25 protein-coding genes are annotated in these 22,501 nt (G+C 62.1%); 15 read left to right on the forward strand and 10 right to left on the reverse strand.

The annotated features are described in order from the left end of the window. Window positions 1–2: 2 nt before the first annotated feature. Both HJC04_RS30135 and HJC04_RS30140 read left to right on the forward strand, forming a co-directional pair. Window positions 3–1,136: a D-alanyl-D-alanine carboxypeptidase family protein gene (locus tag HJC04_RS30135; RefSeq protein ID WP_210632910.1), complete on the forward strand. Its 1,134-nt coding sequence runs from the start codon at window positions 3–5 to the stop codon at window positions 1,134–1,136. A gap of 29 nt (window positions 1,137–1,165) precedes the next feature. Next, window positions 1,166–2,341 (forward strand): GTP-binding protein, encoded by a 1,176-nt coding sequence (locus tag HJC04_RS30140; RefSeq protein WP_210632909.1) that lies wholly within the window; start codon window positions 1,166–1,168, stop codon window positions 2,339–2,341. 60 nt (window positions 2,342–2,401) lie between these two features. Here the strand turns inward: HJC04_RS30140 and HJC04_RS30145 are convergent, their stop codons facing one another. The 5 genes from HJC04_RS30145 to HJC04_RS30165 all read right to left on the reverse strand — a co-directional run bounded on the left by HJC04_RS30145 (window position 2,402) and on the right by HJC04_RS30165 (window position 6,213). Further along, entirely contained in the window at window positions 2,402–2,626 is a 225-nt protein-coding gene (locus HJC04_RS30145) for a sulfurtransferase TusA family protein (protein ID WP_210632908.1), read from the reverse strand. Between the two features lie 5 nt (window positions 2,627–2,631). After that, entirely contained in the window at window positions 2,632–3,864 is a 1,233-nt protein-coding gene (locus tag HJC04_RS30150; RefSeq protein WP_210632907.1) for a murein L,D-transpeptidase family protein, read from the reverse strand. Window positions 3,865–4,060: 196 nt separating this feature from the next. Next, window positions 4,061–5,014 (reverse strand): acetyl-CoA carboxylase carboxyltransferase subunit alpha, encoded by a 954-nt coding sequence (locus HJC04_RS30155; RefSeq protein ID WP_210632906.1) that lies wholly within the window; start codon window positions 5,012–5,014, stop codon window positions 4,061–4,063. 63 nt (window positions 5,015–5,077) lie between these two features. Further along, window positions 5,078–6,031 (reverse strand): site-specific tyrosine recombinase XerD, encoded by a 954-nt coding sequence (gene xerD, locus HJC04_RS30160; protein WP_210632905.1) that lies wholly within the window; start codon window positions 6,029–6,031, stop codon window positions 5,078–5,080. 5 nt (window positions 6,032–6,036) lie between these two features. Then, the gene (locus HJC04_RS30165; RefSeq protein ID WP_210632904.1) at window positions 6,037–6,213 is read right to left on the reverse strand and encodes a hypothetical protein; all 177 of its coding nucleotides are present in this window, start codon (window positions 6,211–6,213) and stop codon (window positions 6,037–6,039) included. Window positions 6,214–6,361: 148 nt separating this feature from the next. Here HJC04_RS30165 and HJC04_RS30170 point away from each other — a divergent pair, with 148 nt between their 5' ends. Genes HJC04_RS30170 through HJC04_RS30180 form a run of 3 tightly spaced genes read left to right on the forward strand, consistent with a single transcriptional unit; the run spans window position 6,362 to window position 9,389 of the window. After that, complete coding sequence (locus HJC04_RS30170; protein WP_210632903.1) at window positions 6,362–6,949, forward strand: shikimate kinase; 588 nt, start codon at window positions 6,362–6,364, stop codon at window positions 6,947–6,949. After that, window positions 6,946–8,079 (forward strand): 3-dehydroquinate synthase, encoded by a 1,134-nt coding sequence (gene aroB / locus HJC04_RS30175; protein ID WP_210632902.1) that lies wholly within the window; start codon window positions 6,946–6,948, stop codon window positions 8,077–8,079. The genes HJC04_RS30170 and aroB overlap by 4 nt, the downstream gene beginning before the upstream one ends. Next, window positions 8,076–9,389 (forward strand): HlyC/CorC family transporter, encoded by a 1,314-nt coding sequence (locus HJC04_RS30180; RefSeq protein WP_210632901.1) that lies wholly within the window; start codon window positions 8,076–8,078, stop codon window positions 9,387–9,389. The genes aroB and HJC04_RS30180 overlap by 4 nt, the downstream gene beginning before the upstream one ends. A gap of 47 nt (window positions 9,390–9,436) precedes the next feature. Here the strand turns inward: HJC04_RS30180 and HJC04_RS30185 are convergent, their stop codons facing one another. Next, window positions 9,437–9,721, reverse strand: a complete 285-nt coding sequence (locus HJC04_RS30185) for a BolA family transcriptional regulator (RefSeq protein WP_210632900.1) — start codon at window positions 9,719–9,721, stop codon at window positions 9,437–9,439. A 102-nt stretch (window positions 9,722–9,823) separates the two neighbouring features. Here HJC04_RS30185 and HJC04_RS30190 point away from each other — a divergent pair, with 102 nt between their 5' ends. The 5 genes from HJC04_RS30190 (at window position 9,824) to HJC04_RS30210 (ending at window position 15,333) form a co-directional block, all read left to right on the forward strand. Next, window positions 9,824–10,441 (forward strand): J domain-containing protein, encoded by a 618-nt coding sequence (locus tag HJC04_RS30190; protein ID WP_210632899.1) that lies wholly within the window; start codon window positions 9,824–9,826, stop codon window positions 10,439–10,441. Between the two features lie 309 nt (window positions 10,442–10,750). Continuing rightward, a complete protein-coding gene (cobS, locus tag HJC04_RS30195) occupies window positions 10,751–11,743 on the forward strand; it encodes a cobaltochelatase subunit CobS (RefSeq protein WP_210632898.1) in 993 nt (330 codons plus the stop codon). Between the two features lie 13 nt (window positions 11,744–11,756). Further along, window positions 11,757–13,658 (forward strand): cobaltochelatase subunit CobT, encoded by a 1,902-nt coding sequence (cobT, locus tag HJC04_RS30200; protein WP_221147760.1) that lies wholly within the window; start codon window positions 11,757–11,759, stop codon window positions 13,656–13,658. A 24-nt stretch (window positions 13,659–13,682) separates the two neighbouring features. Further along, window positions 13,683–14,708 (forward strand): esterase-like activity of phytase family protein, encoded by a 1,026-nt coding sequence (locus HJC04_RS30205; protein ID WP_210632896.1) that lies wholly within the window; start codon window positions 13,683–13,685, stop codon window positions 14,706–14,708. A gap of 58 nt (window positions 14,709–14,766) precedes the next feature. Beyond that, window positions 14,767–15,333: an AAA family ATPase gene (locus HJC04_RS30210; RefSeq protein ID WP_221123582.1), complete on the forward strand. Its 567-nt coding sequence runs from the start codon at window positions 14,767–14,769 to the stop codon at window positions 15,331–15,333. 9 nt (window positions 15,334–15,342) lie between these two features. Here HJC04_RS30210 and HJC04_RS30215 read toward each other — a convergent pair whose 3' ends face one another. Continuing rightward, the gene (locus HJC04_RS30215) at window positions 15,343–15,978 is read right to left on the reverse strand and encodes a VUT family protein (protein WP_221147761.1); all 636 of its coding nucleotides are present in this window, start codon (window positions 15,976–15,978) and stop codon (window positions 15,343–15,345) included. A 109-nt stretch (window positions 15,979–16,087) separates the two neighbouring features. After that, a complete protein-coding gene (gene rpmB / locus HJC04_RS30220; RefSeq protein ID WP_003567078.1) occupies window positions 16,088–16,387 on the reverse strand; it encodes a 50S ribosomal protein L28 in 300 nt (99 codons plus the stop codon). Between the two features lie 237 nt (window positions 16,388–16,624). Between rpmB and HJC04_RS30225 the strand changes: the two genes are divergently transcribed. Both HJC04_RS30225 and HJC04_RS30230 read left to right on the forward strand, forming a co-directional pair. Beyond that, window positions 16,625–17,404 carry a DUF3108 domain-containing protein gene (locus HJC04_RS30225; RefSeq protein WP_210632893.1) on the forward strand — a complete coding sequence of 260 codons (780 nt, stop codon included), beginning with the start codon at window positions 16,625–16,627 and terminating at the stop codon, window positions 17,402–17,404. Window positions 17,405–17,434: 30 nt separating this feature from the next. After that, complete coding sequence (locus HJC04_RS30230) at window positions 17,435–18,325, forward strand: DMT family transporter (protein ID WP_221123583.1); 891 nt, start codon at window positions 17,435–17,437, stop codon at window positions 18,323–18,325. Window positions 18,326–18,328: 3 nt separating this feature from the next. On the opposite strand, the gene HJC04_RS30235 is transcribed toward HJC04_RS30230, so the two are convergent. Beyond that, window positions 18,329–18,751, reverse strand: a complete 423-nt coding sequence (locus tag HJC04_RS30235; protein WP_210632891.1) for a cupin domain-containing protein — start codon at window positions 18,749–18,751, stop codon at window positions 18,329–18,331. Continuing rightward, entirely contained in the window at window positions 18,751–19,521 is a 771-nt protein-coding gene (gene gloB / locus HJC04_RS30240; protein WP_210632890.1) for a hydroxyacylglutathione hydrolase, read from the reverse strand. Before gloB ends, HJC04_RS30235 begins: the two co-directional genes overlap by 1 nt. Window positions 19,522–19,574: 53 nt before the next feature. Between gloB and HJC04_RS30245 the strand changes: the two genes are divergently transcribed. The 3 genes from HJC04_RS30245 to HJC04_RS30255 all read left to right on the forward strand — a co-directional run bounded on the left by HJC04_RS30245 (window position 19,575) and on the right by HJC04_RS30255 (window position 22,494). Further along, window positions 19,575–20,351 carry a class I SAM-dependent methyltransferase gene (locus HJC04_RS30245; RefSeq protein ID WP_210632889.1) on the forward strand — a complete coding sequence of 259 codons (777 nt, stop codon included), beginning with the start codon at window positions 19,575–19,577 and terminating at the stop codon, window positions 20,349–20,351. A gap of 110 nt (window positions 20,352–20,461) precedes the next feature. Then, window positions 20,462–21,571 (forward strand): histidinol-phosphate transaminase, encoded by a 1,110-nt coding sequence (hisC, locus tag HJC04_RS30250; RefSeq protein ID WP_221123586.1) that lies wholly within the window; start codon window positions 20,462–20,464, stop codon window positions 21,569–21,571. Beyond that, complete coding sequence (locus tag HJC04_RS30255) at window positions 21,568–22,494, forward strand: prephenate/arogenate dehydrogenase family protein (RefSeq protein WP_221147762.1); 927 nt, start codon at window positions 21,568–21,570, stop codon at window positions 22,492–22,494. The genes hisC and HJC04_RS30255 overlap by 4 nt, the downstream gene beginning before the upstream one ends. The last annotated feature ends 7 nt before the right edge of the window (window positions 22,495–22,501 follow it).

The raw sequence follows: 22,501 nt of genomic DNA on the forward strand, positions 1-22,501 counted from the left end.
CCGTGTCGACGAGCCACTTCCGTTTGTTTGCCGCCATGCGGCCGTTTCGTTTCATGATTGCCGCGACTGCCGCTTTTGTCGCCTCGGTTTCGCTCGTTCAGGCCAATCCGCATATTCTCGTCGACGTGCAGACAGGCCGCGTACTCGAACACGAAGAAGCCTTCCGCAAGTGGTATCCGGCCTCGCTCACCAAGCTGATGACCGTCTATACCGTCTTCGATGCGATCCGCGCCGGTCAAATCAGCCTCGATACGCCCATCGTCATGAGCAAACGCGCCGCCGCCCAACCGGCCGCCAAGATGTATTTCAAGCCGGGCCAGAAGCTGACGCTCGACAGTGCCTTGAAGATCCTGATGGTGAAGTCAGCCAACGACATTGCGGTTGCGGTCGCAGAAGCCATTGGCGGTACGCAGGAAGGTTTCGTGACCCGGATGAACGGCGAGGCACTGAAGCTCGGCATGACGGATTCGCACTTCGTCAATCCGAACGGTCTGCCCGGCAAAGGCCAGTACACCACGGCGCGCGACCTTGCGGTGCTGACGGTGGCGCTGCGCCGCGAGTTTCCGCAATATGCCAGCTATTTCGCGCTTGAAGGATTCACCACCGGCCAGCAGAACGTCCCGAACCTCAACATGCTGATCGGCCGTTTCGCTGGCGCCGACGGCATGAAGACCGGTTTCATCTGCGCCTCGGGCTTCAACCAGATTGGTTCGGCGACGCGCAACGGCCGCACGCTTGTTTCCGTCGTGCTCGGCACGGACAGTCTCGCGGCGCGTGCCGATGCGACGGCGAACCTGTTGCAGAAGGGCTTTACGACGCAGTTTCCCGGCAGCGACACGCTCGGTTCGTTGAAGCCCTACGGGCCGGGACAAGACCAAGTGACCGACATCACCGCCGATATCTGTAGCGCCAAGGGCGCCAAGATACGCAGCGAAACGCGCGACGAGGTCGGCCGCATGAAGGTGCACTCGCCCTATATTCTGGAAATGGACCACGACCCGCAATTCGTCTTCGCCGGGCTCATTCCGGGGCAGGACCCGCAGCCGCCGCAGCAGCCGGAAAAGGTGGCGACCGGCGATACGGCTGGCGGCATCGCCAACGTGCCGGTGCCGCTGCCGCGCCCGACCGCGTTCTAAGACAAGATGGCTTCCAAGGTAAGGCAGATATGAGCGCGTTCAACGACAGGATTCCGGTCACCATTTTGACCGGCTTTCTCGGCGCCGGCAAATCGACGCTGCTGAACCGTATCCTCAAAGACCCCGACATGAAGGATGCGGCTGTCATCATCAATGAGTTCGGTGATGTCGGCATCGACCATCTGCTGGTCGAAAGTTCCGGCGATTCGATCATCGAATTGTCCGATGGCTGTCTCTGCTGCACCGTGCGCGGCGAGCTTGTCGATACACTGGCGAACCTGATGGACGCCGTGCAGACGGGCCGCGTCAAGCCGGTGAAGCGCGTCGTCATCGAAACGACTGGCCTTGCCGATCCGGCGCCCGTCATGCAGGCGATCATGGGCAATCCGGTCATTGCCACAAATTTCGAACTCGACGGCGTCGTGACGGTCGTCGATGCGGTCAACGGACTGCAGACGCTCGACAATCACGAGGAAGCACGCAAGCAGGCGGCCGTCGCAGACCGGCTGATCGTCTCGAAGACATCGATGGCCGGCGCAACGGCGGAGCTGGAACAGCGCTTGCGGACGCTCAATCCGCGCGCGGCGATGATGGATGCCGACGGCGCCGAGGCCGGCAGCGCCGCCGTGTTGGTGAACGGGCTCTATGATCCGGCGACGAAGATCGCCGATGTCGGCCGCTGGCTGCGGGATGAGGATGCGCATGAGGCGCATCACCACGCTCACGGCCACGGTCAGGCTCACGATGGCGATCACCGTCACCACCACCATGGCCGCCGCCATGATCACGGCCATGCGGGTCAGGATCCGCACGACGTCAATCGTCACGATGCTTCTATCCGGTCTTTCTCCATCGTCGAAGAGAAGCCGATCGATCCAATGGCGCTCGAAATGTTCGTCGATCTCTTGCGCTCGGCTCATGGCGAAAAGCTGCTGCGGATGAAGGCGATCGTCTCCGTCTCCGACCGGCCGGAACGGCCGTTGGTGCTGCACGGCGTCCAGAGTATCTTCCACCCGCCGGTGCGGCTGCCGGCGTGGCCGGATCCGCAAGACCGGCGCACCCGTATGGTGCTGATCACCAAGGACCTGTCTGAGGCCTTCGTGAAGGATCTCTTTGACGCCTTCCTCGGCAAGCCGCGGATCGACACACCGGATCGTCAGGCGCTGTCCGACAATCCACTCGCCATTCCGGGTTTGCGAATCTAATAGCGCGCCGCGTCGTTCCTATCGCGTCCGATTCTCAGGCCGATGCGCTGGCGACATGTTTTACCGCTTGCGGATCAGGAAGCGATGACCGCTCTCAGTCTTTTCCGTCTCGATCAGGTCGTGGCCGTCCTCATTGCAGAAATGCGGCATGTCGATCACCGCCAGCGGATCGCTGGTGTCGACGAGGATGAGCGTGCCGCTTGCCAGGGCGGCAAGCTTCTTGCGTGTCTTCATCACGGGCAATGGGCATTTCAGGCCGCGAAGATCATAGAGAACGGGGTTCAAGCCGTTCAGTTCCGCGCCCAGAATTTCCAGAACGGCTTCTTTGCCGCGGCTTCTGCCGTCTCCTGCGGTTCGGGCGCGGGCGCGGCATAAGCGAGCGGATTTTGCATCGGCACCGGCACGACCGCAGGTGTCGCGGCGGCGACGCTCGTTGCCTGCGGCTGGGCCGGCGTTGCGGGTGTGGCGCCGGCCGCGGAGTTGGCGGTGAGGCTCTGCGTCGTGCGCTTGGCCATCAGCTCTTCGAGTTCGGCGACCTTGACCATGCGGCCGGCTTCGAGCGAGGTGCCAGTCGGGGCATAAGCCAGTTCTCGGCCCTTGCGCGTCTTGGCGACCACGGCTTTGCGCTCGGCTTCGGACGGGTCGTACCAGGCCATGCCGTCATATTTGCTCATCGCCTTGGCATATTCGGCGTCATAGGTCTTGCCGTAGGAGGCAAGGGCTGCTGTCAGTGCCGGCGGCGTCGACATGGCAGGGCATTTGCCGGCGGCATTGAAGGCCCCGCCATCGGTTGCCTGCTGGTTGAAGACGTATTTCTTCTCGCAGACATTGACCTCGGGCGGGCGCTTCGTCACTTCGAAATTGTCGTAGCCGACCTTCAGCATCTTCCAGAAGTCATTGTTCGGGTCGAGACGATGCTTGACCATGTTTTCCGCCGTCATGCGGAACGGAAACGCCTGCAGCTGCACCGTCGACTGGCCGCCCTTGAAAGCGTCGCGGGCAAAGGCGTAGATCTCCAGCACCTGCTGGTCGGTCATCGAATAGCAGCCCGAGGACGAGCAGGCGCCATGGATCATCAGATCGGAGCCGGTGCGGCCGTTCACCGCGTCGTAGCGGTTCGGGAAGCCGGTGTTGATCGCCAGATAATATTTGGAATTCGGGTTCAGGTTGGCGCGTGTCAGCTCGTAGAAGCCTTCCGGCGCCTGCCGGTCGCCGGTCTTGACCTTCGGACCGAGGCGGCCGGACCAGGCGCAGATCTTATAATCGGCGATCTTGTCGAAACGGTTGTCGGTCTTCGCTTTCCAGATCTCCATTGCACCTTCTTCCTTGAAGATGCGGATCATGATGGGCGAATTGCGGTCCATGCCCTTGGCGGCCATGGCGTTGAGGATATGGGGAGGAAGCGGCTGCTCGACCTTGTTCTTGACCTTGGAGAGATCGACCTGCGCGGTTTCCAACGCGTCATTGCAGCCGGTGAGAGCCAGCGCCATGAGGGAAACATAGGCAAAATGACGTATGCGCATCCAAACTAGCCCATAAAGATAGTGCGACCCGGTCCGCCTATGGAGTTCGGGCATTGGAAGGAATCATAGGCGGCTTATACTTTATAAAACCTTACCAGCCTATGACGTGCCTCGAACATCCCCGCAAGCGCGAATGTTACAGATAATATCAATGTGGCCAAGATTTGGCCCCAATCGCTGAAAAGCGCAACTTGCCTTAGAGGTTGCGCCCCATATTGAGGAATTTCTGACGCCGCTCATTGCGCAGCTGTTCGCCGGAACGCGATGCCATTTCGCCGAGCGCATTGGCAATCACGTCGCCGGTTGCGGCGATGACGCTGTCGGGGTCGCGATGGGCGCCGCCGAGCGGCTCGGAAATGATGCCGTCGATGACGCCGAGCGATTTCAGGTCTTCGGCGGTGATCTTCATGTTGGTGGCCGCTTCTCGGGCGCGGGTGGAATCGCGCCAGAGGATGGAGGCCGCCCCTTCCGGCGAAATGACGCTGTAGATCGAATGCTCGAGCATATAGACCCTGTTGCCGGTGGCAATCGCGATCGCGCCGCCCGAGCCGCCCTCGCCGATGACGACGGAAACGAGGGGAACCTTGACGCCGAGACACATTTCCGTCGAACGGGCGATCGCCTCGGCCTGGCCGCGCTCCTCGGCGCCGACACCGGGATAGGCGCCGGCCGTATCCACCAGCGAAATCACAGGCAGGCCGAAACGGTCGGCCATTTCAAGAATGCGGATCGCCTTGCGGTAGCCTTCAGGGCGTGGGCTGCCGAAATTGTGCTTCAGGCGCGTCTTGGTGTCGTTGCCCTTTTCCTGGCCGATGACGGCGACGGGCTGGCCGCGAAAGCGGGCGAGGCCCGCCTGGATGGCGGCGTCCTCGGAAAACTTGCGGTCGCCGGCAAGCGGGGTGAATTCCTGAAACAGCGTCTTGGCGTAATCGATAAAATGCGGGCGCTGCGGGTGGCGGGCGACCTGCGTCTTCTGCCAGGCATTGAGCTTGGAATAGATTTCGACGATCGCCTCGCGGACGCGAACCTCCAGCCTTCCGATTTCATCGGTGGTGTCGATGCTCTCGTCTTCCGTTGCGAGCTTCTTCAGCTCGATGATCTTGCCTTCGAGGTCGGAGATCGGCTTTTCGAAGTCGAGATAATTGTGCATGAGGTGCGTTTCCGTTCCTTGTGCCGCGGGGCGTTTTCCTGGCTCCGCCCCTTGTCGCCGGTCCTATTCGTGCTTTTTCGCCTGTTTGGCAAGGGGGTGATGCGTCTGGACGAGCTGCTGCAGCCGCTCTTCGAGGACATGTGTGTAGATCTGTGTGGTCGAAATGTCCGAATGGCCGAGGAGTTCCTGCACGACACGCAGATCGGCTCCGTTGGCAAGCAGGTGGCTGGCAAAGGCGTGGCGCATGACGTGCGGCGAGATCAGCGACGGCGTCAGGCCGGCGCGGATCGCCAGGTTCTTGAGGTCGCGTGCGAAGACCTGGCGCGGCAGATATCCCTCCTTGGAGGCGGCGGGAAACAGCCAGGCGCTTTCCAGCGGCTCCTTCGCCGCGGCGGTTTCGGCCGCCAGCAGGCGCCCATACGACTTCAGGGCTGCGATCGCCGAATGCGACAGCGGCACCAGCCGCTCCTTGTTGCCCTTGCCGCGGATCATCAGGAAGCGGCCCTCCTGGTCGAGCACGCGGGCGGGAAGCGAGACGAGTTCGCTGACGCGCATGCCGGTGGCATAGAGCAGCTCCAGCAGCGCCAGCATGCGCAGGCGCTGCAACTGGCCGGGGGCCGGATCGTCGGCCTCGGCCTGCGCTTGGGACAGCAGGCGGCCGACCTCCTCGACCCCCATCGTCTTCGGCAGCGGACGCCCCTTCTTCGGCGCGTCGAGAACACCGGTGGGGTCGTCGGTCCGCAGGCCCTCGGCATAGAGGAACTTGTAGAATTGCCGCATGGCGGCAAGCCGGCGTGCCTGCGAGGAAGGCTTGAAGCCCTGGCGCGCCAGCGAGGCGAGATAGGCGGCCAGGTCGGTCGAGGCGGCTTCGGTCAACCTTATGCTGCGGCCATTCAGGAAAGCGCTGACATCGTCGAGGTCGCGCTGGTAGGATTGCAGGGTGTTGGCGGCAGCGCCACGTTCGGCGCTCATCATTTCCAGGAAGGATTCCACGTGGACGCGGCTTAGATCCATCATCTCACTCACTTCCCTGTCGTGTTGATCGTGCCCGTCGCCGGCGGGTTGACCCGCTCGGAGGGAATACGGATCGTCACGTCGCGCTGCTGCGGCTCGACGAAGGTCACGAGCGCCCACATCGCTCCGTAAACCGTCCCGGCGAGGATCGCGCAGAAGAACAGGAAACGGAACAGGGTCGGCATCCGGCAACTCCTTCATGCTCTGCTTCTGTTATAAGAAGCGTATTCGCAAGTGCAAGAAGCGCTATTCAAGCCATGATTCCCTTGTCCGCGACTTGACGCTCCACCTGCATTTGTCGATACGGTTTGCAAACAAAGTGTGAATGGACCGATGAGTGAACCGCTGCTGACCGTTGCTGACAGCCTGAAAGACAGAGCTCGCGCTGCGCTCGGTTCACGCAATCTGGTCCTCGTCGGGCTGATGGGCGCCGGCAAATCCTCCGTCGGGCGCATCGTCGCCAGCCAACTCGGCATTCCCTTCATCGACAGCGATCATGAAATCGAGCGGGTGTCGCGCATGACGATCGCCGAACTTTTCGCAGCCTATGGCGAAGAAGAGTTCCGGGCGTTGGAAACGCGGGTGATGAAACGGCTCCTCAAGGGTGGACCACGTGTCGTCTCCACCGGCGGCGGCGCCTTCATCAACGACCGCACGCGCAGGCATATCAAGAAGGGCGGCCTTTCGATCTGGCTGAAGGCGGACCTCGACGTGCTTTGGGAGCGGGTCAACAAGCGTGACACGCGGCCACTGCTCAAGACCGAAAATCCGAAGCAGACCCTCGAAAACCTGATGAACGCGCGTTATCCGATCTATGCGCAGGCAGATCTCACCGTACTCTCGCGTGATGTGCGCAAGGAAATCATGGCAGACGAGGTGCTGAAGGCCGTGGTCGAACAGAAAGAAAGTGCAGCATCATGAATGCGATAAGCTCCACCTCATCAGTCCAGACGGTGCATGTGCCGCTCGGCGAGCGCGCCTATGACATCCTGATCGGGCCGGGGCTGATTGGGCGGGCCGGCGCCGAGATCGCCTCGCGTCTCAAGGCCCGCAAGGCGGCGATCATCACCGACGAGAATGTCGCACCGCTCTATCTCGAGACCCTCGCCGCAAGCCTGAATGCGGCAGGTATTGTCTCGGCCGAGGTCGTGCTGCCGGCCGGCGAAAAGACGAAGAGCTTCGAACACCTCATCGATGTCTGCGACAATGTGCTCGAAGCCCGCGTCGAGCGCAACGACTGCGTGATCGCGCTGGGCGGCGGTGTGATCGGTGATCTCTCTGGCTTTGCGGCCGGCATCGTCCGCCGCGGCGTGCGCTTCGTGCAGGTGCCGACTTCGCTGCTGGCGCAGGTCGATTCCTCCGTCGGCGGCAAGACCGGCATCAATTCCCCTCGCCATGGCAAGAATCTGATCGGCGTCTTCCATCAGCCGGACCTGGTTCTGGCCGATACGGAGGTGCTGAATACACTGAGCGAGCGAGAATTCCGCGCAGGTTACGCCGAGATCGCAAAGTATGGGCTGATCGACAAACCGGATTTTTTCGCCTGGCTGGAAGCGAACTGGAAGTCGGTGTTTACAGGCGGCTCCGCCCGCATTGAGGCCATCGCTGCCAGCTGCCAGGCGAAAGCCGATGTCGTCGTTGCCGACGAGCGGGAGACCGGCCAGCGGGCGCTGCTCAATCTCGGCCATACGTTCGGCCATGCGCTGGAAGCGGCGACCGCCTATGACAGCCGCCGCCTCGTGCACGGTGAAGGCGTGTCGATCGGCATGGTGCTGGCGCATGAGTTTTCCGCACGAATGAATCTTGCGAGTCCCGACGATGCACGGCGCGTCGAGCGGCATCTGAAGGAGGTCGGCTTGCCGACTACCATGGCCGAAATTCCTGGCGAGCTGCCGCCGGCGGAATCGCTGATGGAGGCGATCGCACAGGACAAGAAGGTCAAGAGCGGCAAGCTCACCTTCATCCTGACGCGCGGTATCGGCCAGTCCTTCGTCGCCGACGATGTTCCGGCATCCGAAGTGCTCAGTTTTCTCAGGGAAAAACATCCTTGACGACGATCGAAGGCGTTCTGACATTTGTCGCGGCCTATTGGCCGGAGATCCTTTCGATCATGGCGCTCGTACTGATGTCCGCCTTCTGTTCCGGCACGGAGACTGCGCTCACCGCCGTTTCGCGCAGCCGTATCCACACGCTTGAGGTCAACGGCGACGAACGCGCCGGCCTCGTCCGTCAGCTGATCGAACGGCGCGACCGGCTGATCGGTACGCTGCTGATCGGCAACAATCTTGCCAACATCCTCTCCTCCTCGATCGCCACCAGCCTCTTCCTCGGGCTGTTCGGCAGTTCGGGCGTGGCGCTGGCGACGCTCGCCATGACCATCATCCTCGTCATCTTCGCCGAAGTGCTGCCGAAGAGCTGGGCGATCTCGGCGCCGGAACGCTTCGCGCTTGCCGTCGCATTTCCCACGAGACTCTTCGTCGCCATCGTCGGCCCGGTGTCCTCCTTCGTCAACGCGCTTGTGCGGCGGATCCTGGCGCTGTTCGGCATCAATCTTTCGCGGGAAGTTTCGATGCTGACGGCGCATGAGGAGCTGCGCGGCGCCGTCGATCTCCTGCACCGCGAGGGATCGGTAGTGAAGGCCGACCGCGACCGCCTCGGCGGCGTGCTTGACCTCAGCCAGCTGGAACTCTCCGACATCATGGTCCATCGCACCAAGATGCGGGCGATCAATGCCGACGATCCGCCGGAAGCGGTGGTGCGCGCCATTCTCGAAAGCCCCTATACGCGCATGCCGCTGTGGCGCGGCACGATCGACAACATCATCGGCGTCGTCCACGCCAAGGATCTCTTGCGGGCGCTTGCCGAACCGCACATGGAGCCGCAGAATCTCGATATCGTGAAGATCGCGCAGAAGCCCTGGTTCGTGCCGGACAGCACCAATCTCGAGGACCAGCTCAACGCCTTCCTGCGACGCAAGCAGCATTTCGCCGTCGTCGTCGACGAATATGGCGAGGTTCAGGGCATCGTCACGCTGGAGGATATTCTCGAGGAAATCGTCGGCGACATTTCCGACGAGCACGATATCGAGATGCAGGGCGTGCGCCAGGAGGCGGACGGCTCGGTCGTCGTCGATGGCAGTGTGCCGATCCGCGATCTCAACCGCGCGCTCGACTGGAACCTGCCCGACGAGGAGGCGACGACCATCGCCGGCCTCGTCATCCATGAATCGATGACCATCCCGGAAGAGCGTCAGGCCTTCACCTTCTACGGCAAACGTTTCGTCGTCATGAAGCGGGAGAAAAACCGCATCACCAAGCTGCGCATCCGCCCCGCGCAGGAAGACGATACGAAACCGGTGTGATCCGGTTGGATTGCCTGCGCCTTATACCCATATAGGCTGCTGGGCCGCTACCAGCGGGTGGGTTCACCCGGTGCCGCCGGTTCGACGGCCAGCGCGTGCAGGCCGGCATCGAGCTCCGGTTTCAACAGGTCGGTGATCGCCCGGTGGCGCGCCAGGCGGGAGAGGCCGGCAAATTTTGCCGAAACGATCCTCACCCGCATGTGGGTTTCGCCGGTGCCTGTGATGTCAGGCTGGTGGCCGGCATGCAGATGGCTTTCGTCGATGACGCTCAAGCGTTCGGGTGCGAAGGCTTCGACAAGTTTTTCTTCGATGCGGGATCGCAGGGTCATCATCCGGTCTTGCTGCTTCGCGAAAAGGGTTCCCACCAAGCCAGCAACATTCCCATTTGTCAATTCTTGTTGTCGCCTCGCGACAGCCTCATAATTAGCGCCGCCATGAGACTTGATTCCAAATATTTCGATCGCATCCGCACACGCCGCAAACGCGAGCAGGAGGCAGAGCAGGCGCCGCCTACCTGCCAGTGGGACGGCTGCGACAAAAAAGGCTCGCATCGCGCTCCGGTAGGGCGCAATGCGGAAGGCCAGTTCTTTTTGTTCTGCTTCGAGCACGTCAAGGAATACAACAAGGGCTACAATTATTTCTCCGGCCTTTCGGACGGCGAGATCGCGCGCTACCAGAAAGAGGCGATCACCGGCCATCGGCCGACATGGACCGTCGGCGTCAACAAGGCGGCGAAGGACAGTCCGCTGCATTCCGAGGTACGCTCCGGCGCCTATACACGCGTTCGCGATCCCTTCGGCTTCGTCAAGGAAGGCGGCAAGGGCAACGGCCCGCGCTTTCCCCAGGCACGCAAGCTGAAATCGCTCGAAAGCAAAGCCTTCGACACGATGGGTCTGCATGCCAACGCGACGTCGGCAGAGATCAAGAGCCGCTACAAGGAGCTGGTCAAGAAGCACCATCCGGATGCCAATGGCGGTGACCGCGGCTCGGAAGAGCGCTTCCGCGCTGTCATCCAGGCCTATCAATTGTTGAAGCAGAACGGTTTTTGTTAATTCCCGTCCTTGCTCTTGGGCTTCAATCGGGTATGGTCCAAATCGGCTGAGGCCGCAGGCAAACGCGGCTCCTATCTGCGTGTTTTCCCGACATCGCCTCGGCCGACCTTCCGGACGCGGCGTTTCTTGTCCGGGACTCTTTCAAGAATGCTCGCACGCGGTCATCATCCCGCCGAGGTTTCGTTTCAGTCCCGGAGAAGTATCGCCGACGTTCCGACCTGGACGGGCGCGGAATAAAATCGCGGCGTCACGGTTGCGACATGGCCTGAGACAGTTTGGCCGGGTGGCTTCACCCGCCTTGGAGACATGATGAGCAAGATCGACCTCGATATTTCAGAACTGCCCGACACCACCGTTTCGGTCCGCGAGACCTTCGGCATCGATTCCGACATCCGCGTTCCCGCCTACAGCAAGGGTGACGCCTATGTGCCGGATCTCGATCCCGACTACCTGTTCGACCGCGAGACGACGCTCGCCATTCTCGCAGGCTTCGCGCATAACCGTCGAGTGATGATCTCCGGCTACCACGGCACGGGCAAATCCTCGCATATCGAACAGGTGGCGGCGCGCATCAACTGGCCTTGCGTGCGCATCAACCTCGACAGCCATGTCAGCCGTATCGATCTGGTCGGCAAGGACGCGATCGTCGTCAAGGACGGGCTGCAGGTCACGGAGTTCAAGGACGGCATCCTGCCCTGGGCCTATCAACACAATGTCGCGCTCGTCTTCGACGAATATGATGCCGGCCGTCCCGACGTGATGTTCGTCATCCAGCGCGTGCTGGAATCGTCCGGCCGCCTGACGCTGCTCGACCAGAGTCGCGTCATCCGGCCGCACCCCGCTTTCCGCCTGTTTGCCACTGCCAATACGATCGGCCTCGGTGACACCACAGGCCTCTATCACGGCACGCAGCAGATCAACCAGGCGCAGATGGACCGCTGGTCGATCGTGACGACGTTGAACTACCTGCCGCATGATCACGAAGTGAACATCGTCGCCGCCAAGGTGAAGAGCTTCGGCAAGGACAGGGAAGGGCGCGATATCGTCTCGAAGATGGTTCGCGTTGCCGATCTCACGCGCGCCGCCTTCATGAACGGCGATCTTTCGACCGTCATGAGCCCGCGCACGGTCATCACCTGGGCCGAGAATGCCGAAATCTTTGGCGACCTCGCCTTTGCCTTCCGCGTCACCTTCCTTAACAAGTGCGACGAGCTGGAGCGCCCGCTGGTCGCCGAGCACTATCAGCGCGCCTTCGGCGTGGAGCTGAAGGAAAGCGCCGCCAACATCGTCCTCGGAGCCTGAGGCCCGACCGACCATGGCAGCTCGCGGTGACAATTCGAAAGCAAAGCCCGGTGCGCCCGTCGACGTCGAGCCGTTGCGCCGGGCGATATCCGGTTGCGTCCGCTCGATCGCCGGCGACGGCGATGTGGAGGTGACCTTCGCCAATGAACGGCCTGGTATGACCGGCGAGCGCATCCGGCTGCCGGAGCTTTCCAAGCGGCCGACGGCGCATGAGCTGGCGGTCACCCGCGGGCTCGGCGATTCCATGGCGTTGCGCCTCGCCTGCCATGACGAGAAGATGCATACGACCATGGCGCCGCAGGGCTCGGACGCCCGGGCGATCTTCGATGCGGTCGAGCAGGCGCGTGTCGAATCGATCGGCACGCTGCGCATGGAGGGCGTGGCGGCGAACCTGCGCTCCATGACGGAAGAGAAATATGCCAAGGCGAATTTCACCGGTATCGAGCGCCAGGAAGACGCGCCGATCGGCGAAGCCGTCGCCATGATGGTGCGCGAGAAGCTGACCGGCCAACGTCCGCCTGAAACCGCCGGCAAGGTGCTCGATCTCTGGCGCGGTTTCATCGAAGACAAGGCGGGGGCTGAACTCGCTAACCTGTCGGGCGCGATCAACGACCAGCAAGCCTTCGCCAAGGTCGTCCGCAACATGCTGTCGGCGATGGAGATGGCCGAGGAGTATGGCGACGACGACAGCGAAGCCGACAATGACGATCAGTCGGAGCAGGAAGAACAGCCGAGCGGCGACGAGCAGGATCAGGACGAAGTCGACGAGGATGCCGGCACCGATGCCGCCCCCGTCGAGGACAGCGAAGTCTCCGACGAGCAGATGGAGGACGGCGAGACTGAAGGCGCCGAAATCTCCGACGACGACATGATGGAAGAGGGCGAGGACGATTCCGAAACGCCGGGCGAGACCCGCCGTCCGAACACGCCTTTTGCCGATTTCAACGAAAAGGTCGATTATCACGTCTATACCGAAGAGTTCGACGAGATCATCGCCGCCGAGGAACTCTGCGACGCCGCCGAGCTGGAGCGCCTGCGCGCCTTCCTCGACAAGCAGCTGGCGCATCTGCAGGGCGCGGTCGGGCGTCTTGCCAACCGGCTGCAGCGCCGCTTGATGGCGCAGCAGAACCGCTCCTGGGATTTCGATCTGGAGGAGGGTTATCTGGATACGGCCCGGTTGCAGCGCATCATCATCGATCCGATGCAGCCGCTCTCCTTCAAGATGGAGCGCGACACGCAGTTCCGCGACACTGTCGTCACGCTGCTCATCGACAATTCCGGTTCCATGCGCGGTCGGCCGATCACCGTGGCTGCCACCTGCGCCGACATTCTCGCCCGGACGCTGGAACGCTGCGGCGTCAAGGTCGAGATTCTCGGCTTTACGACAAAAGCCTGGAAGGGCGGGCAGGCGCGTGAAACCTGGCTCGCCGGCGGCAAACCGCAGACGCCCGGTCGTCTCAACGACCTGCGTCACATCATCTACAAGTCGGCCGACGCACCCTGGCGGCGCGCACGCGCCAATCTCGGGCTGATGATGCGCGAAGGGCTGCTCAAGGAAAACATTGACGGCGAGGCGCTGATCTGGGCGCATAACCGCCTGCTCGCCCGCCGCGAGCAGCGCCGCATTCTGATGATGATCTCGGACGGGGCGCCGGTCGACGATTCGACGCTGTCGGTCAATCCGGGCAATTATCTCGAACGGCATCTGCGCGCCGTCATCGAGCAGATCGAGACGCGCTCGCCTGTCGAAATGCTGGCGATCGGCATCGGTCATGACGTGACACGCTACTATCGCCGAGCCGTGACGATCGTCGATGCGGACGAGCTTGCCGGGGCGATGACCGAACAGCTTGCCTCACTCTTCGAAGATCAATCCGCCCAGCCGCGCGGCGGCCGGTTGCGCCGTGCCGGCTGACGCTCCTGCAAGGAAACACGTGGAATGATGGTCAAGCGCCTCTGCCGCGCGGCATCGGTCTCGCTGTGCCTCGCAGGGGGCGCTCCCGCGGCGATGGCCGGCGACGAAATCCCCGTCATTAGCCGGCAAATTACCGATTTCAGGATCGGATCGTCGCAGACGAAGTTCGGATCGCTGGAATTTCTCGGTGGGCTGGAGATGGTTTCCAGCCGCGCGCTGTTCGGGTCGCTGTCCTCAATCCGTTTCCGGCCGGACCAGAAACACTTCGTCGTCGTGCTCGATACCGGCCAGTGGCTGACCGGCAGCATCGAGCGCGATGCCGGGGGCAGGCTTTCGGGCCTTTCTCAGGTCGAGATTACCCCGATGAAGAACCGCGCCGGCCGCAGCCTCGAGGGCAAGGGCTATATGGATGCCGAGGGCCTGGCGCTCGACGGCGACCGCATTTTGGTCTCTTTCGAGCAAGATCATCGCGTCGACGCCTATCCCGATCCCGGCTTTGCGGAATCGCGCGCGATCGCGACCCTGCCGATCCTCATCCCGCGCACGATGCTGAGCGATAATCGCGGTATCGAAACCATTGCCGTGGCGCCCGCCTCCAGTCCGTTGAAGGGCGGCATGGTCATTGTCTCCGAGCGCGGTCTCGATAGCGAGGGCAACCGGATGGCGGCCATTCTCAGCGGCCCGCTGAAAGGGGTGTTCTCGATCAAACGCGACGGCAGCTTCGACGTTACCGACGGCGCCTTCCTGCCGGACGGCGACCTGCTGCTCCTGGAGCGGCGGTTCAATATGGCCGAAGGCATCGGCATGCGGCTTCGACGCATCAAAGGCGCCGATATCCGGCCGGGGGCCGTCGTCGATGGCGAATTGCTGATCGAAGGCAATTTCAACTCACAGATTGACAATATGGAAGGACTTGACGTGTTCCAGGCCGCCGACGGCACGGTCAATATCATTATGGTGTCGGACGACAACCACTCGATCCTGCAGCGCAATCTGATGCTGGAATTCCGGCTCTCCGATCGCCACGTGCTCAGCGCGGCGTCAGATTGACGTCACATGCATCGGCTATCCCATGGTCGCATCGAGAGCAGTTTTCGGAGGGACAGTCGTGGTGCATGTTCATATCATGGGTGCCTCCGGTTCCGGCACGACATCGCTCGGCCATACGCTTGCCGAACGGCTTGATATCGCCCATCTCGATACCGATGATTTCTTTTGGCTGCCGACCGATCCGCCATTCACGACGCCGCGCGACGCCGAAGAACGCATAAGACTGCTTCTTGCCGAGGCGGCACGGCATGACGGCTGGATCCTCTCCGGATCGGCGCTGAAATGGGCGAGGCAGATCGAGCCGTTCTATGATCTGATCGTGTTCCTCAGGATTGAGCCGGAGCTGCGGATGGCGCGCATCCGTGCGCGGGAGATTGCCCGCTACGGAGACAGGATCGGGCCCGGCGGCGATATGGAAATCAAGAGCGGGGAATTCATGGAATGGGCGGCAAGTTACGACACGGCTGGCCCGGAACGTCGCAGCCTCGCGGCGCATGAGCAATGGTTGGAAACGCAGACGGCCCCAGTCCTGCGGCTCGATTCGTCACGAGAGATCGATGATCTGGTTGCAGAGGTTCTGCTGCATCCCGCCATCGCCGCCGGCGCGGTCCGGCAGCGTCGTTGAAACCATCGTTTAGCCGACGCGCACAGGCTGCATCGGCCGCAACACGTTCATGAGCGCGCCATAGGGCAGCAGCATGACGAGGCCCACGATCATCTTGACGGCGAAATCGCCGAGCGCCCAGGAAATCCAGCGCGGGGCCTCAGTGGAAAATACACCGAGGATCGGGGCCAGCTCGAGCGCGAACGGCTCGTTCGGACCGAGGAAGACGAAAAACGCGGCGAAGGACAGCGAGAAGAACATCACCGTATCAAGCGCCGAGCCGATCAGCGAGCCGACGAGCGGCGCGCGCCACCAGGCCTGGCGGCGAAGGCGGTTGAAGACGGCGATATCGAGCAGCTGGCCGGCGAGATAGGCCGAGCCGGAAGCGATGGCGATACGCGGCACTGACGTAAAGAAGGAGAGCGTCACGCCGACGACGAAGCCGGCAAAGACGACCTTGCGGGCTGCCTGCGGGCCGAACTGGCGGTTGGTCAGGTCGGTGATCAGGAAGGCGACCGGATAGGAGAAGGCGCCCCAGGTCAGGATGTCGGCCAGGTTGATGCCGGCGACTTCGGCGTTCAGCGGAAACTGAACGAGGAAGTTGGAAGCGACGACGACAAGCGTCATCAGGGCGACATAGGCAATCGTATAGCGCGTCTTCAGCATTTTTTTATCCTGGGTGATGCCACCAGTTGGAGTGCTCAGGCAAAGCAAAAGGCCTGACCGGGTTTATCCGTCCAAGCCTTTCGAAGCCGTATGAAAGAAGGGCAGAAGCTTAGGCAGCAACAGCCGCTTCGGCGGTCTTCTTGACGATCTGACGGCGCAGCAGGCGCGCGCGCATCGACAGTTCGTTTTCGCTTGCCTTGATCAGGAAGGCATCGAGGCCGCCACGATGCTCGACGGAGCGAAGGGCAGCAGCCGAAACGCGAAGACGATAACGCTGGTTGAGAGCGTCGGAAATCAGCGTTACCTGGCACAGGTTCGGCAGGAACCGGCGCTTGGTCTTGTTGTTGGCATGGCTGACATTGTTACCAGTCAGGACGGCCTTGCCGGTCAATTCGCACACGCGGGACATTGAACACCTATTCTTGTTTTCTCGGGCCATCGAATTGCCATCCCCGGCAAAACCGGGCTCGCAATCCAACAGGCATGATTGGAAAGTTGCGGTTCTATAGTCAGAGAGGCTGCGCGCGTCAAGCCAAACCTTGGTCTTTCCCGCAATTCCGTCAAAAAGCTGCTGTTTTCTTCCCTTCAAGGCAGGAGTATAGAACTCCCGACAGGGCTGCCGGCGCGGCAAGACAAGGCTTCACTCATGGCTCATTCGGGCAGACGCATTTTCATTTCGGCTATCGCCGCACTGCTTGCCATACCGGCATCGGCGGCCGAGGTCCAGCATCAGACGGTCTATCGGGTGACGCTTGCCGGCCTGCCGATCGCGCGCGCGGCGTTCCTGACGCAGATCGAGGACGATCACTCTTACAAGATCGCCGGCGATATCAAATCCGCCGGCCTTGCCGATCTCGTCAAGACCATCTCGGCTAAGACCAGCGTCACCGGCGTTGTCCGTAATGATCGGCTGCAGGCGCTGAAATATTCGCTCTATTACAAGAGCGGCAAGAAGGCCCGCGTCTACGAGGTCAGCTACCGCAACGGCGACATCATATCGGCGACGACGACGCCGCCGCCGAAAAGGCCGAAGAACTGGATCGACGTCACGCCGGGCGACATGCGTTCGGTGCTCGATCCGATCTCCGGCCTTGTTTTCACCGGGGACACCAAGGTCTGCGCGCAGACGCTGCCGATCTTCGACGGCGAGACGCGCATGGACCTGGTGCTTTCGCCGAAAGGCGACGAGGATTTCAAGACCGATGGCTTCAAGGGCAAGGCGGTCGTCTGCGGCGTGCGTTTCGTGCCGCGCTCAGGCTACAAGAAGGGCCGCAAGGACATCGACTATCTCAGCAAGAGCGACCGCATGGAAATCTGGTTTGCCAAGTCGGACGCGGCAAATGTATATGCTCCTGTTTATGTGCGCATTCCGACCGAATATGGAATGGTGACGATCACTGCCGTCAAATACGGCAGCGTCGGCTGACGGAGCTTTCGCCTCCGTGAAGGAGGACAGGTGAAATTTCGCGCGACGCTGATCGGTTTTACGGCCATTCTGATGTGGTCGTTCCTGGCGCTGTTGACGGCCGGCTCCGGCAAAATGCCGCCCTTCCAGCTGTCGGCCGTCTGCTTTGCGATCGGCAGCATTCCCGGCCTCGTCATGCTTGTCCTCAACCCGGCGCGGCTGGCGTTGCTGAAGCAGCCGCCAAAGGTCTGGATAACAGGTATTGCAGGCTTGTTCGGCTATCATTTCCTCTATTTTACGGCGCTCAGGAACGCGCCGGCGGTGGAGGCGGGACTGATCGCCTATCTCTGGCCGTTGTTGATCGTGGTCGGCTCGGCGCTGCTGCCGGGCGAACGGTTGCGCTGGTATCACGTGGCGGGCGCGCTCGCCGGGCTTTGCGGCACCTTCCTGATCGTCGGCCGCAACGGCATCGATTTCGACGGCGCCTACGCGGTCGGTTATGGGGCGGCCTTCCTCTGCGCCTTCACATGGTCGGGCTATTCGCTGCTGACCAGGCGTTTTGAAGCCGTTTCCACCGATGTCGTTACCGGCTTTTGCCTTGTCACTTCCGTCCTGTCGCTCTTCTGCCATCTCGGCCTGGAGGCGACCGTCTGGCCGGCGACGATGTTCGAATGGGTTGCCGTCATCGGGCTCGGGCTCCTGCCCGTGGGGGCTGCCTTCTACGCCTGGGATTATGGCGTCAAGAACGGTGATATCCAGATTCTCGGTGCGGCAAGTTATGCCGCGCCGCTGCTGTCGACGCTCATCCTGACGCTGTTCGGATTTGCCGAGCCGAGCTGGCGCATTGCTCTCGCCTGCCTGCTCGTCACCGGTGGAGCGGTGCTCGCTGCCCAGGAAATGTTCCGCCGCAAGATTCCGGCGCAGCCTGCGGCAGCCGAGTAGCCCTCAGTCGCCAGGTTTCCAATCCGCCGGCGCCATCTCGAAGCTCGAAAATTCGAAGCCGGGCGAAACAGTGCAGCCGACCAGGGTGAAATCGCCGAGCGATTCGGCCGATTGCCACCAATTGGCGGGAATGATTGCCTGCGGCCGCTCGCCGGCAGGAAGGTTTGTTCCGAGCGTCAGCGTCTCGCTTGCCATCCCGTCCTGCGAGCGGTGCAGCGCCAGCGGCGCACCGGCGTAATAATGCCAGACCTCGACCGCGTCATGGACGCGATGCCAGTGCGAACGCTGTCCCTTTGTCAGCAGATAATAGATCGCCGTCGAATGGCCGCGCTCTCCACCCGCCGTGTCGCGGAATGTCTGCACGTACCAGCCGCCTTCGGGATGCGGCTGCATGCCGAGCTCGCGAATGATCCCCTCAGGCGACATCAGAAATTGTCCTTGCGCTTGCGGATCTCGGCAAAGACCTCCTCATTCGTCTTGCCTTCCATGATCAGATTGCGGCGGATCGCCGGATCGGCGGCGCGCAGAAACGGATTGGTTTCCTTCTCCAGCCCGAGCGTCGTCGGGACGGTGAATTTGCCCTCGGCGCGCAAGGCTTCGATCTCGGCGGCGCGGCTCTTCAGGCGCTCATTGTCGGGATCGACCGTCAGCGCGAAGCGGGCGTTGGACAATGTATATTCGTGGCCGAAATAGACGGCGGTCTCGTCCGGCAGCACGGCGAGCTTCTGCAGGGAATGCCACATGTCGGCGGCGGGGCGTTCGAAAAGGCGGCCGCAGCCGAGGGCAAACAGCGTGTCGGCGGCAAAGAGCAGCTTGTCGTCGACGAAGTGATAGCAGATGTGACCGGCAGTGTGACCGGGGGTCTCGATGACCTTGACCGTGTGATCGCCGAAAAGGAAGCTGTCGCCATCGGCCATCGTCCGGTCGAGACCGGGAATGGCGATAGCCTCGTTGATCGGGCCGATGATCTCGCAGCCGAACTGCTCCTTCAGCGCCAGGTTGGCGGCGACGTGATCGGTGTGGTGATGGGTGGTGAAGATGTGGGTGATCTTCCAGCCGCGCCGTGTCGCCGCTTCCAGGATCGGCGCCTCCTCCGGCGCGTCGATCGCCGCGGTATATCCCGTCTCCGGATCGTGTACGAGCACGCCGAAATTGTCGGTGCGGCAGAGAAAAACGTCTAATTCCAAAGGTTTCATCTTCAAACAATCCCTTATCCCACGACTCTCGCGGGAATGTAGAGAGTCCGGCCTTGAAGTCCAACCGCCCGCTGATAACATTTATCGCAATGCACGCGGATATCGTCGACCTACGCCAGTTCTATCACTCCGACCTCGGGCGTCTTGCCGAGCAGTCGATCGCCATGGCGCTCTCGTCGCTGTGGGTGCGCCTGCCGCAGGAGCGTCTCGTCGGTCTCGGTTATGCCGTGCCTTTCCTCGATCGCTTCCAGGCCGATACCGAACGCACCTTCGCCTTCATGCCGGCCGGACAGGGCGCGGTGAACTGGCCGATGGGCTCGCTGTCGTCGACGACGCTGATTTTCGATGAGGAACTGCCGCTGCCGGATTCCTCGATCGACCGAGTGCTGATGGTGCATTCTCTCGAGTTCGCGGAAAGTCCGCGCGAGACGCTGAAGGAGCTCTGGCGGGTGCTGGCGCCGGGCGGACGGCTTGTCATCGTGGTGCCGAACCGGCGCGGGGTCTGGGCCCGCATGGAACACACGCCCTTCGGTTCGGGCCGGCCCTATTCCCGCGGTCAGCTGACGCATCTGCTGCGCGAGACGAATTTCACGCCAGGTGCGACCGCCGAAGCGTTGTTCTTTCCGCCCTCGAAACTCAGGACCATCCTGCGCCTACGCCGCGCCTTCGAGCGGATCGGCCGCACCTTATGGCCGGCTTTTTCGGGTGTCATCATCGTCGAGGCGCAGAAGCGGCTCTATCAGGGGTTGCCGGTGGCCGCCCGCGCTTCCCGCCGCGTCTTCGTGCCTGTTCTCGCGCCGCACGGCGTGCCGACCGCACGCAACGGATGAAGTTAATTCCGTCATTCTCCTTACACTTGTGTCACGCCCATACCTCTCGACAACAATCACATTCCGCTTTAATGCCACTTGGTCATTTTCCGGAAATCCAAGGTCGACCCATGAGCGTTGAGATCAGCAAGCCCGTTCCGCGTCCCGGTATTCTCGATATCGCATCCTATGTGCCGGGCAAGGAACATGCGCCGGGTGTCGCCCGCGTTTACAAGCTCTCCTCCAACGAAACGCCGCTCGGCGCCAGCCCGAAGGCGATCGAGGCCGTCAAAGCAGCTGCCGACAATCTGGGACGTTATCCCGACGGGCAGGCGATCGAACTGCGCGAAGCGATCGCCGCTGTGCATGGCCTCAATCCGGCAAACATCCTTTGCGGCAATGGTTCCGACGAGCTGCTCGGCCTGCTGTGCCATGTCTATCTGGGCGCCGGCGATGAAGGCATCATCACCGAGCATGGCTTCCTCGTCTACAAGATCCAGATCATGGGCACGGGCGCCACGCCCGTCGTCGTCAAGGAGAAGGACTATACGGTCGACGTCGACGCGATTCTGGCGGCGGTGACGGAAAGGACGAAGATCGTCTTCATCGCCAATCCAGGCAACCCCACCGGTACATACGTTCCCGTCAGCGAAATCCGCCGTCTGCAGGCCGGGCTGCCGAAACACGTCGTCCTTGTGCTCGATGCGGCCTATGCCGAATATGTGCGCCGCAACGATTATGAAGCCGGCATAGAGGTCGTGTCTTCCAGCTCCAACGTGGTGATGACCCGCACCTTTTCGAAAGCCTATGGTCTTGCGGCTCTGCGCGTCGGCTGGATGTATGCGCCCGCCGAGATCGTCGATGCCGTGAACCGTGTCCGCGCTCCGTTCAACCTGAATGCGGCCGCGATCGCCGCCGGCGCCGCGGCCATCCGCGACCAGGCCTTCGTCCAGCAGGCCGTCTCTTTCAACCAGATGTGGGTGGAGACGCTCACCGAGGCCCTCGAAGCGATCGGGCTGAAAGTGACGCCCTCCGTCGCCAATTTCGTCCTCATTCATTTTCCTGACGTCGACGGCAGGCGCGCGGCCGATGCCGACGAGCTCCTGACGAGCCGCGGCTACATCCTGCGCGCCGTGCGCAGTTACGGCTTTTCCAATGCGCTGCGGATGAGCATCGGTCCTGAAGAGGCCAATCGCGGCGTCATCGCCACGCTGCGTGAGTTCATGGGACGGCAGGCATGAGCGTGCTGTTCGATCGCATCGCGCTGATCGGCATCGGGCTGATTGGCTCCTCGCTTGCCCACGACATCCGGCGGCTCGGGCTTACCAAAGAGATCGTCGTCGCAACGCGCAGTGCCGAGACGTTGAAGCGCGCCGAAGAGCTCGGCCTCGGCGACCGCTATACGACCTCTTCGGCCGATGCTGTTCGAGATGCCGACCTCATCATCGTTTCGGTGCCGGTCGGCGCTTCGAAAGGCGTGGCGAAGGAAATCGCCGGCAATCTCAAGCCCGGCGCTATCGTCACCGATGTCGGATCCACCAAAGCGTCTGTGATCGCGCAAATGCAGCCGCATATGCCTGACGACGTGCATTTCATCCCCGGCCATCCGCTGGCCGGCACGGAAAAATCCGGCCCGGATGCCGGTTTCCCCGGCCTCTTCGAAGGCCGTTGGTGCATCTTCACGCCGGTTCCGGGTACTGACGAGACGGCGCTGAAGCGGCTGCGCGGCTTCTGGGAAGCGGTCGGATCGAAGGTCGACGAGATGGATGCGGAGCATCACGACAAGGTGCTCGCGATCGTTTCGCATCTGCCGCATATCATCGCCTACAACATCGTCGGCACCGCCGACGATCTGGAGACGGTGACGGAGTCCGAGGTCATCAAATATTCGGCATCCGGCTTTCGCGATTTCACCCGTCTCGCCGCTTCCGACCCGACGATGTGGCGCGACGTCTGCCTGCACAATCGTGATGCCATCCTCGAAATGCTGGCGCGCTTCTCGGAGGATCTCGCCTATCTGCAGCGCGCGATCCGCTGGGGCGAGGGCGACAAGATCTTCGAACTCTTCACCCGCACGCGCGCCATCCGTCGCTCGATCATCCAGGCTGGCCAGGATGTCGACGCGCCCGATTTCGGCCGCCCCCACGCGCTTGATAAGAAGTAGCGGCTAA

The organism is Rhizobium sp. NLR8a (genome assembly GCF_019685235.1).
Classification (GTDB): domain Bacteria; phylum Pseudomonadota; class Alphaproteobacteria; order Rhizobiales; family Rhizobiaceae; genus Rhizobium.

Coding starts and splice junctions, on each gene's coding strand:
- HJC04_RS30140 (WP_210632909.1), top strand. CDS start 1,166: ATGAGCGCGTTCAACGACAGGATTCCGGTCACCATTTTGACCGGCTTT.
- HJC04_RS30150 (WP_210632907.1), bottom strand. CDS start 3,864: ATGCGCATACGTCATTTTGCCTATGTTTCCCTCATGGCGCTGGCTCTC.
- HJC04_RS30155 (WP_210632906.1), bottom strand. CDS start 5,014: ATGCACAATTATCTCGACTTCGAAAAGCCGATCTCCGACCTCGAAGGC.
- xerD (WP_210632905.1), bottom strand. CDS start 6,031: ATGATGGATCTAAGCCGCGTCCACGTGGAATCCTTCCTGGAAATGATG.
- HJC04_RS30165 (WP_210632904.1), bottom strand. CDS start 6,213: ATGCCGACCCTGTTCCGTTTCCTGTTCTTCTGCGCGATCCTCGCCGGG.
- HJC04_RS30170 (WP_210632903.1), top strand. CDS start 6,362: ATGAGTGAACCGCTGCTGACCGTTGCTGACAGCCTGAAAGACAGAGCT.
- aroB (WP_210632902.1), top strand. CDS start 6,946: ATGAATGCGATAAGCTCCACCTCATCAGTCCAGACGGTGCATGTGCCG.
- HJC04_RS30185 (WP_210632900.1), bottom strand. CDS start 9,721: ATGATGACCCTGCGATCCCGCATCGAAGAAAAACTTGTCGAAGCCTTC.
- HJC04_RS30190 (WP_210632899.1), top strand. CDS start 9,824: ATGAGACTTGATTCCAAATATTTCGATCGCATCCGCACACGCCGCAAA.
- cobS (WP_210632898.1), top strand. CDS start 10,751: ATGAGCAAGATCGACCTCGATATTTCAGAACTGCCCGACACCACCGTT.
- cobT (WP_221147760.1), top strand. CDS start 11,757: ATGGCAGCTCGCGGTGACAATTCGAAAGCAAAGCCCGGTGCGCCCGTC.
- HJC04_RS30205 (WP_210632896.1), top strand. CDS start 13,683: ATGATGGTCAAGCGCCTCTGCCGCGCGGCATCGGTCTCGCTGTGCCTC.
- HJC04_RS30215 (WP_221147761.1), bottom strand. CDS start 15,978: ATGCTGAAGACGCGCTATACGATTGCCTATGTCGCCCTGATGACGCTT.
- rpmB (WP_003567078.1), bottom strand. CDS start 16,387: ATGTCCCGCGTGTGCGAATTGACCGGCAAGGCCGTCCTGACTGGTAAC.
- HJC04_RS30225 (WP_210632893.1), top strand. CDS start 16,625: ATGGCTCATTCGGGCAGACGCATTTTCATTTCGGCTATCGCCGCACTG.
- HJC04_RS30235 (WP_210632891.1), bottom strand. CDS start 18,751: ATGTCGCCTGAGGGGATCATTCGCGAGCTCGGCATGCAGCCGCATCCC.
- gloB (WP_210632890.1), bottom strand. CDS start 19,521: ATGAAACCTTTGGAATTAGACGTTTTTCTCTGCCGCACCGACAATTTC.
- hisC (WP_221123586.1), top strand. CDS start 20,462: ATGAGCGTTGAGATCAGCAAGCCCGTTCCGCGTCCCGGTATTCTCGAT.
- HJC04_RS30255 (WP_221147762.1), top strand. CDS start 21,568: ATGAGCGTGCTGTTCGATCGCATCGCGCTGATCGGCATCGGGCTGATT.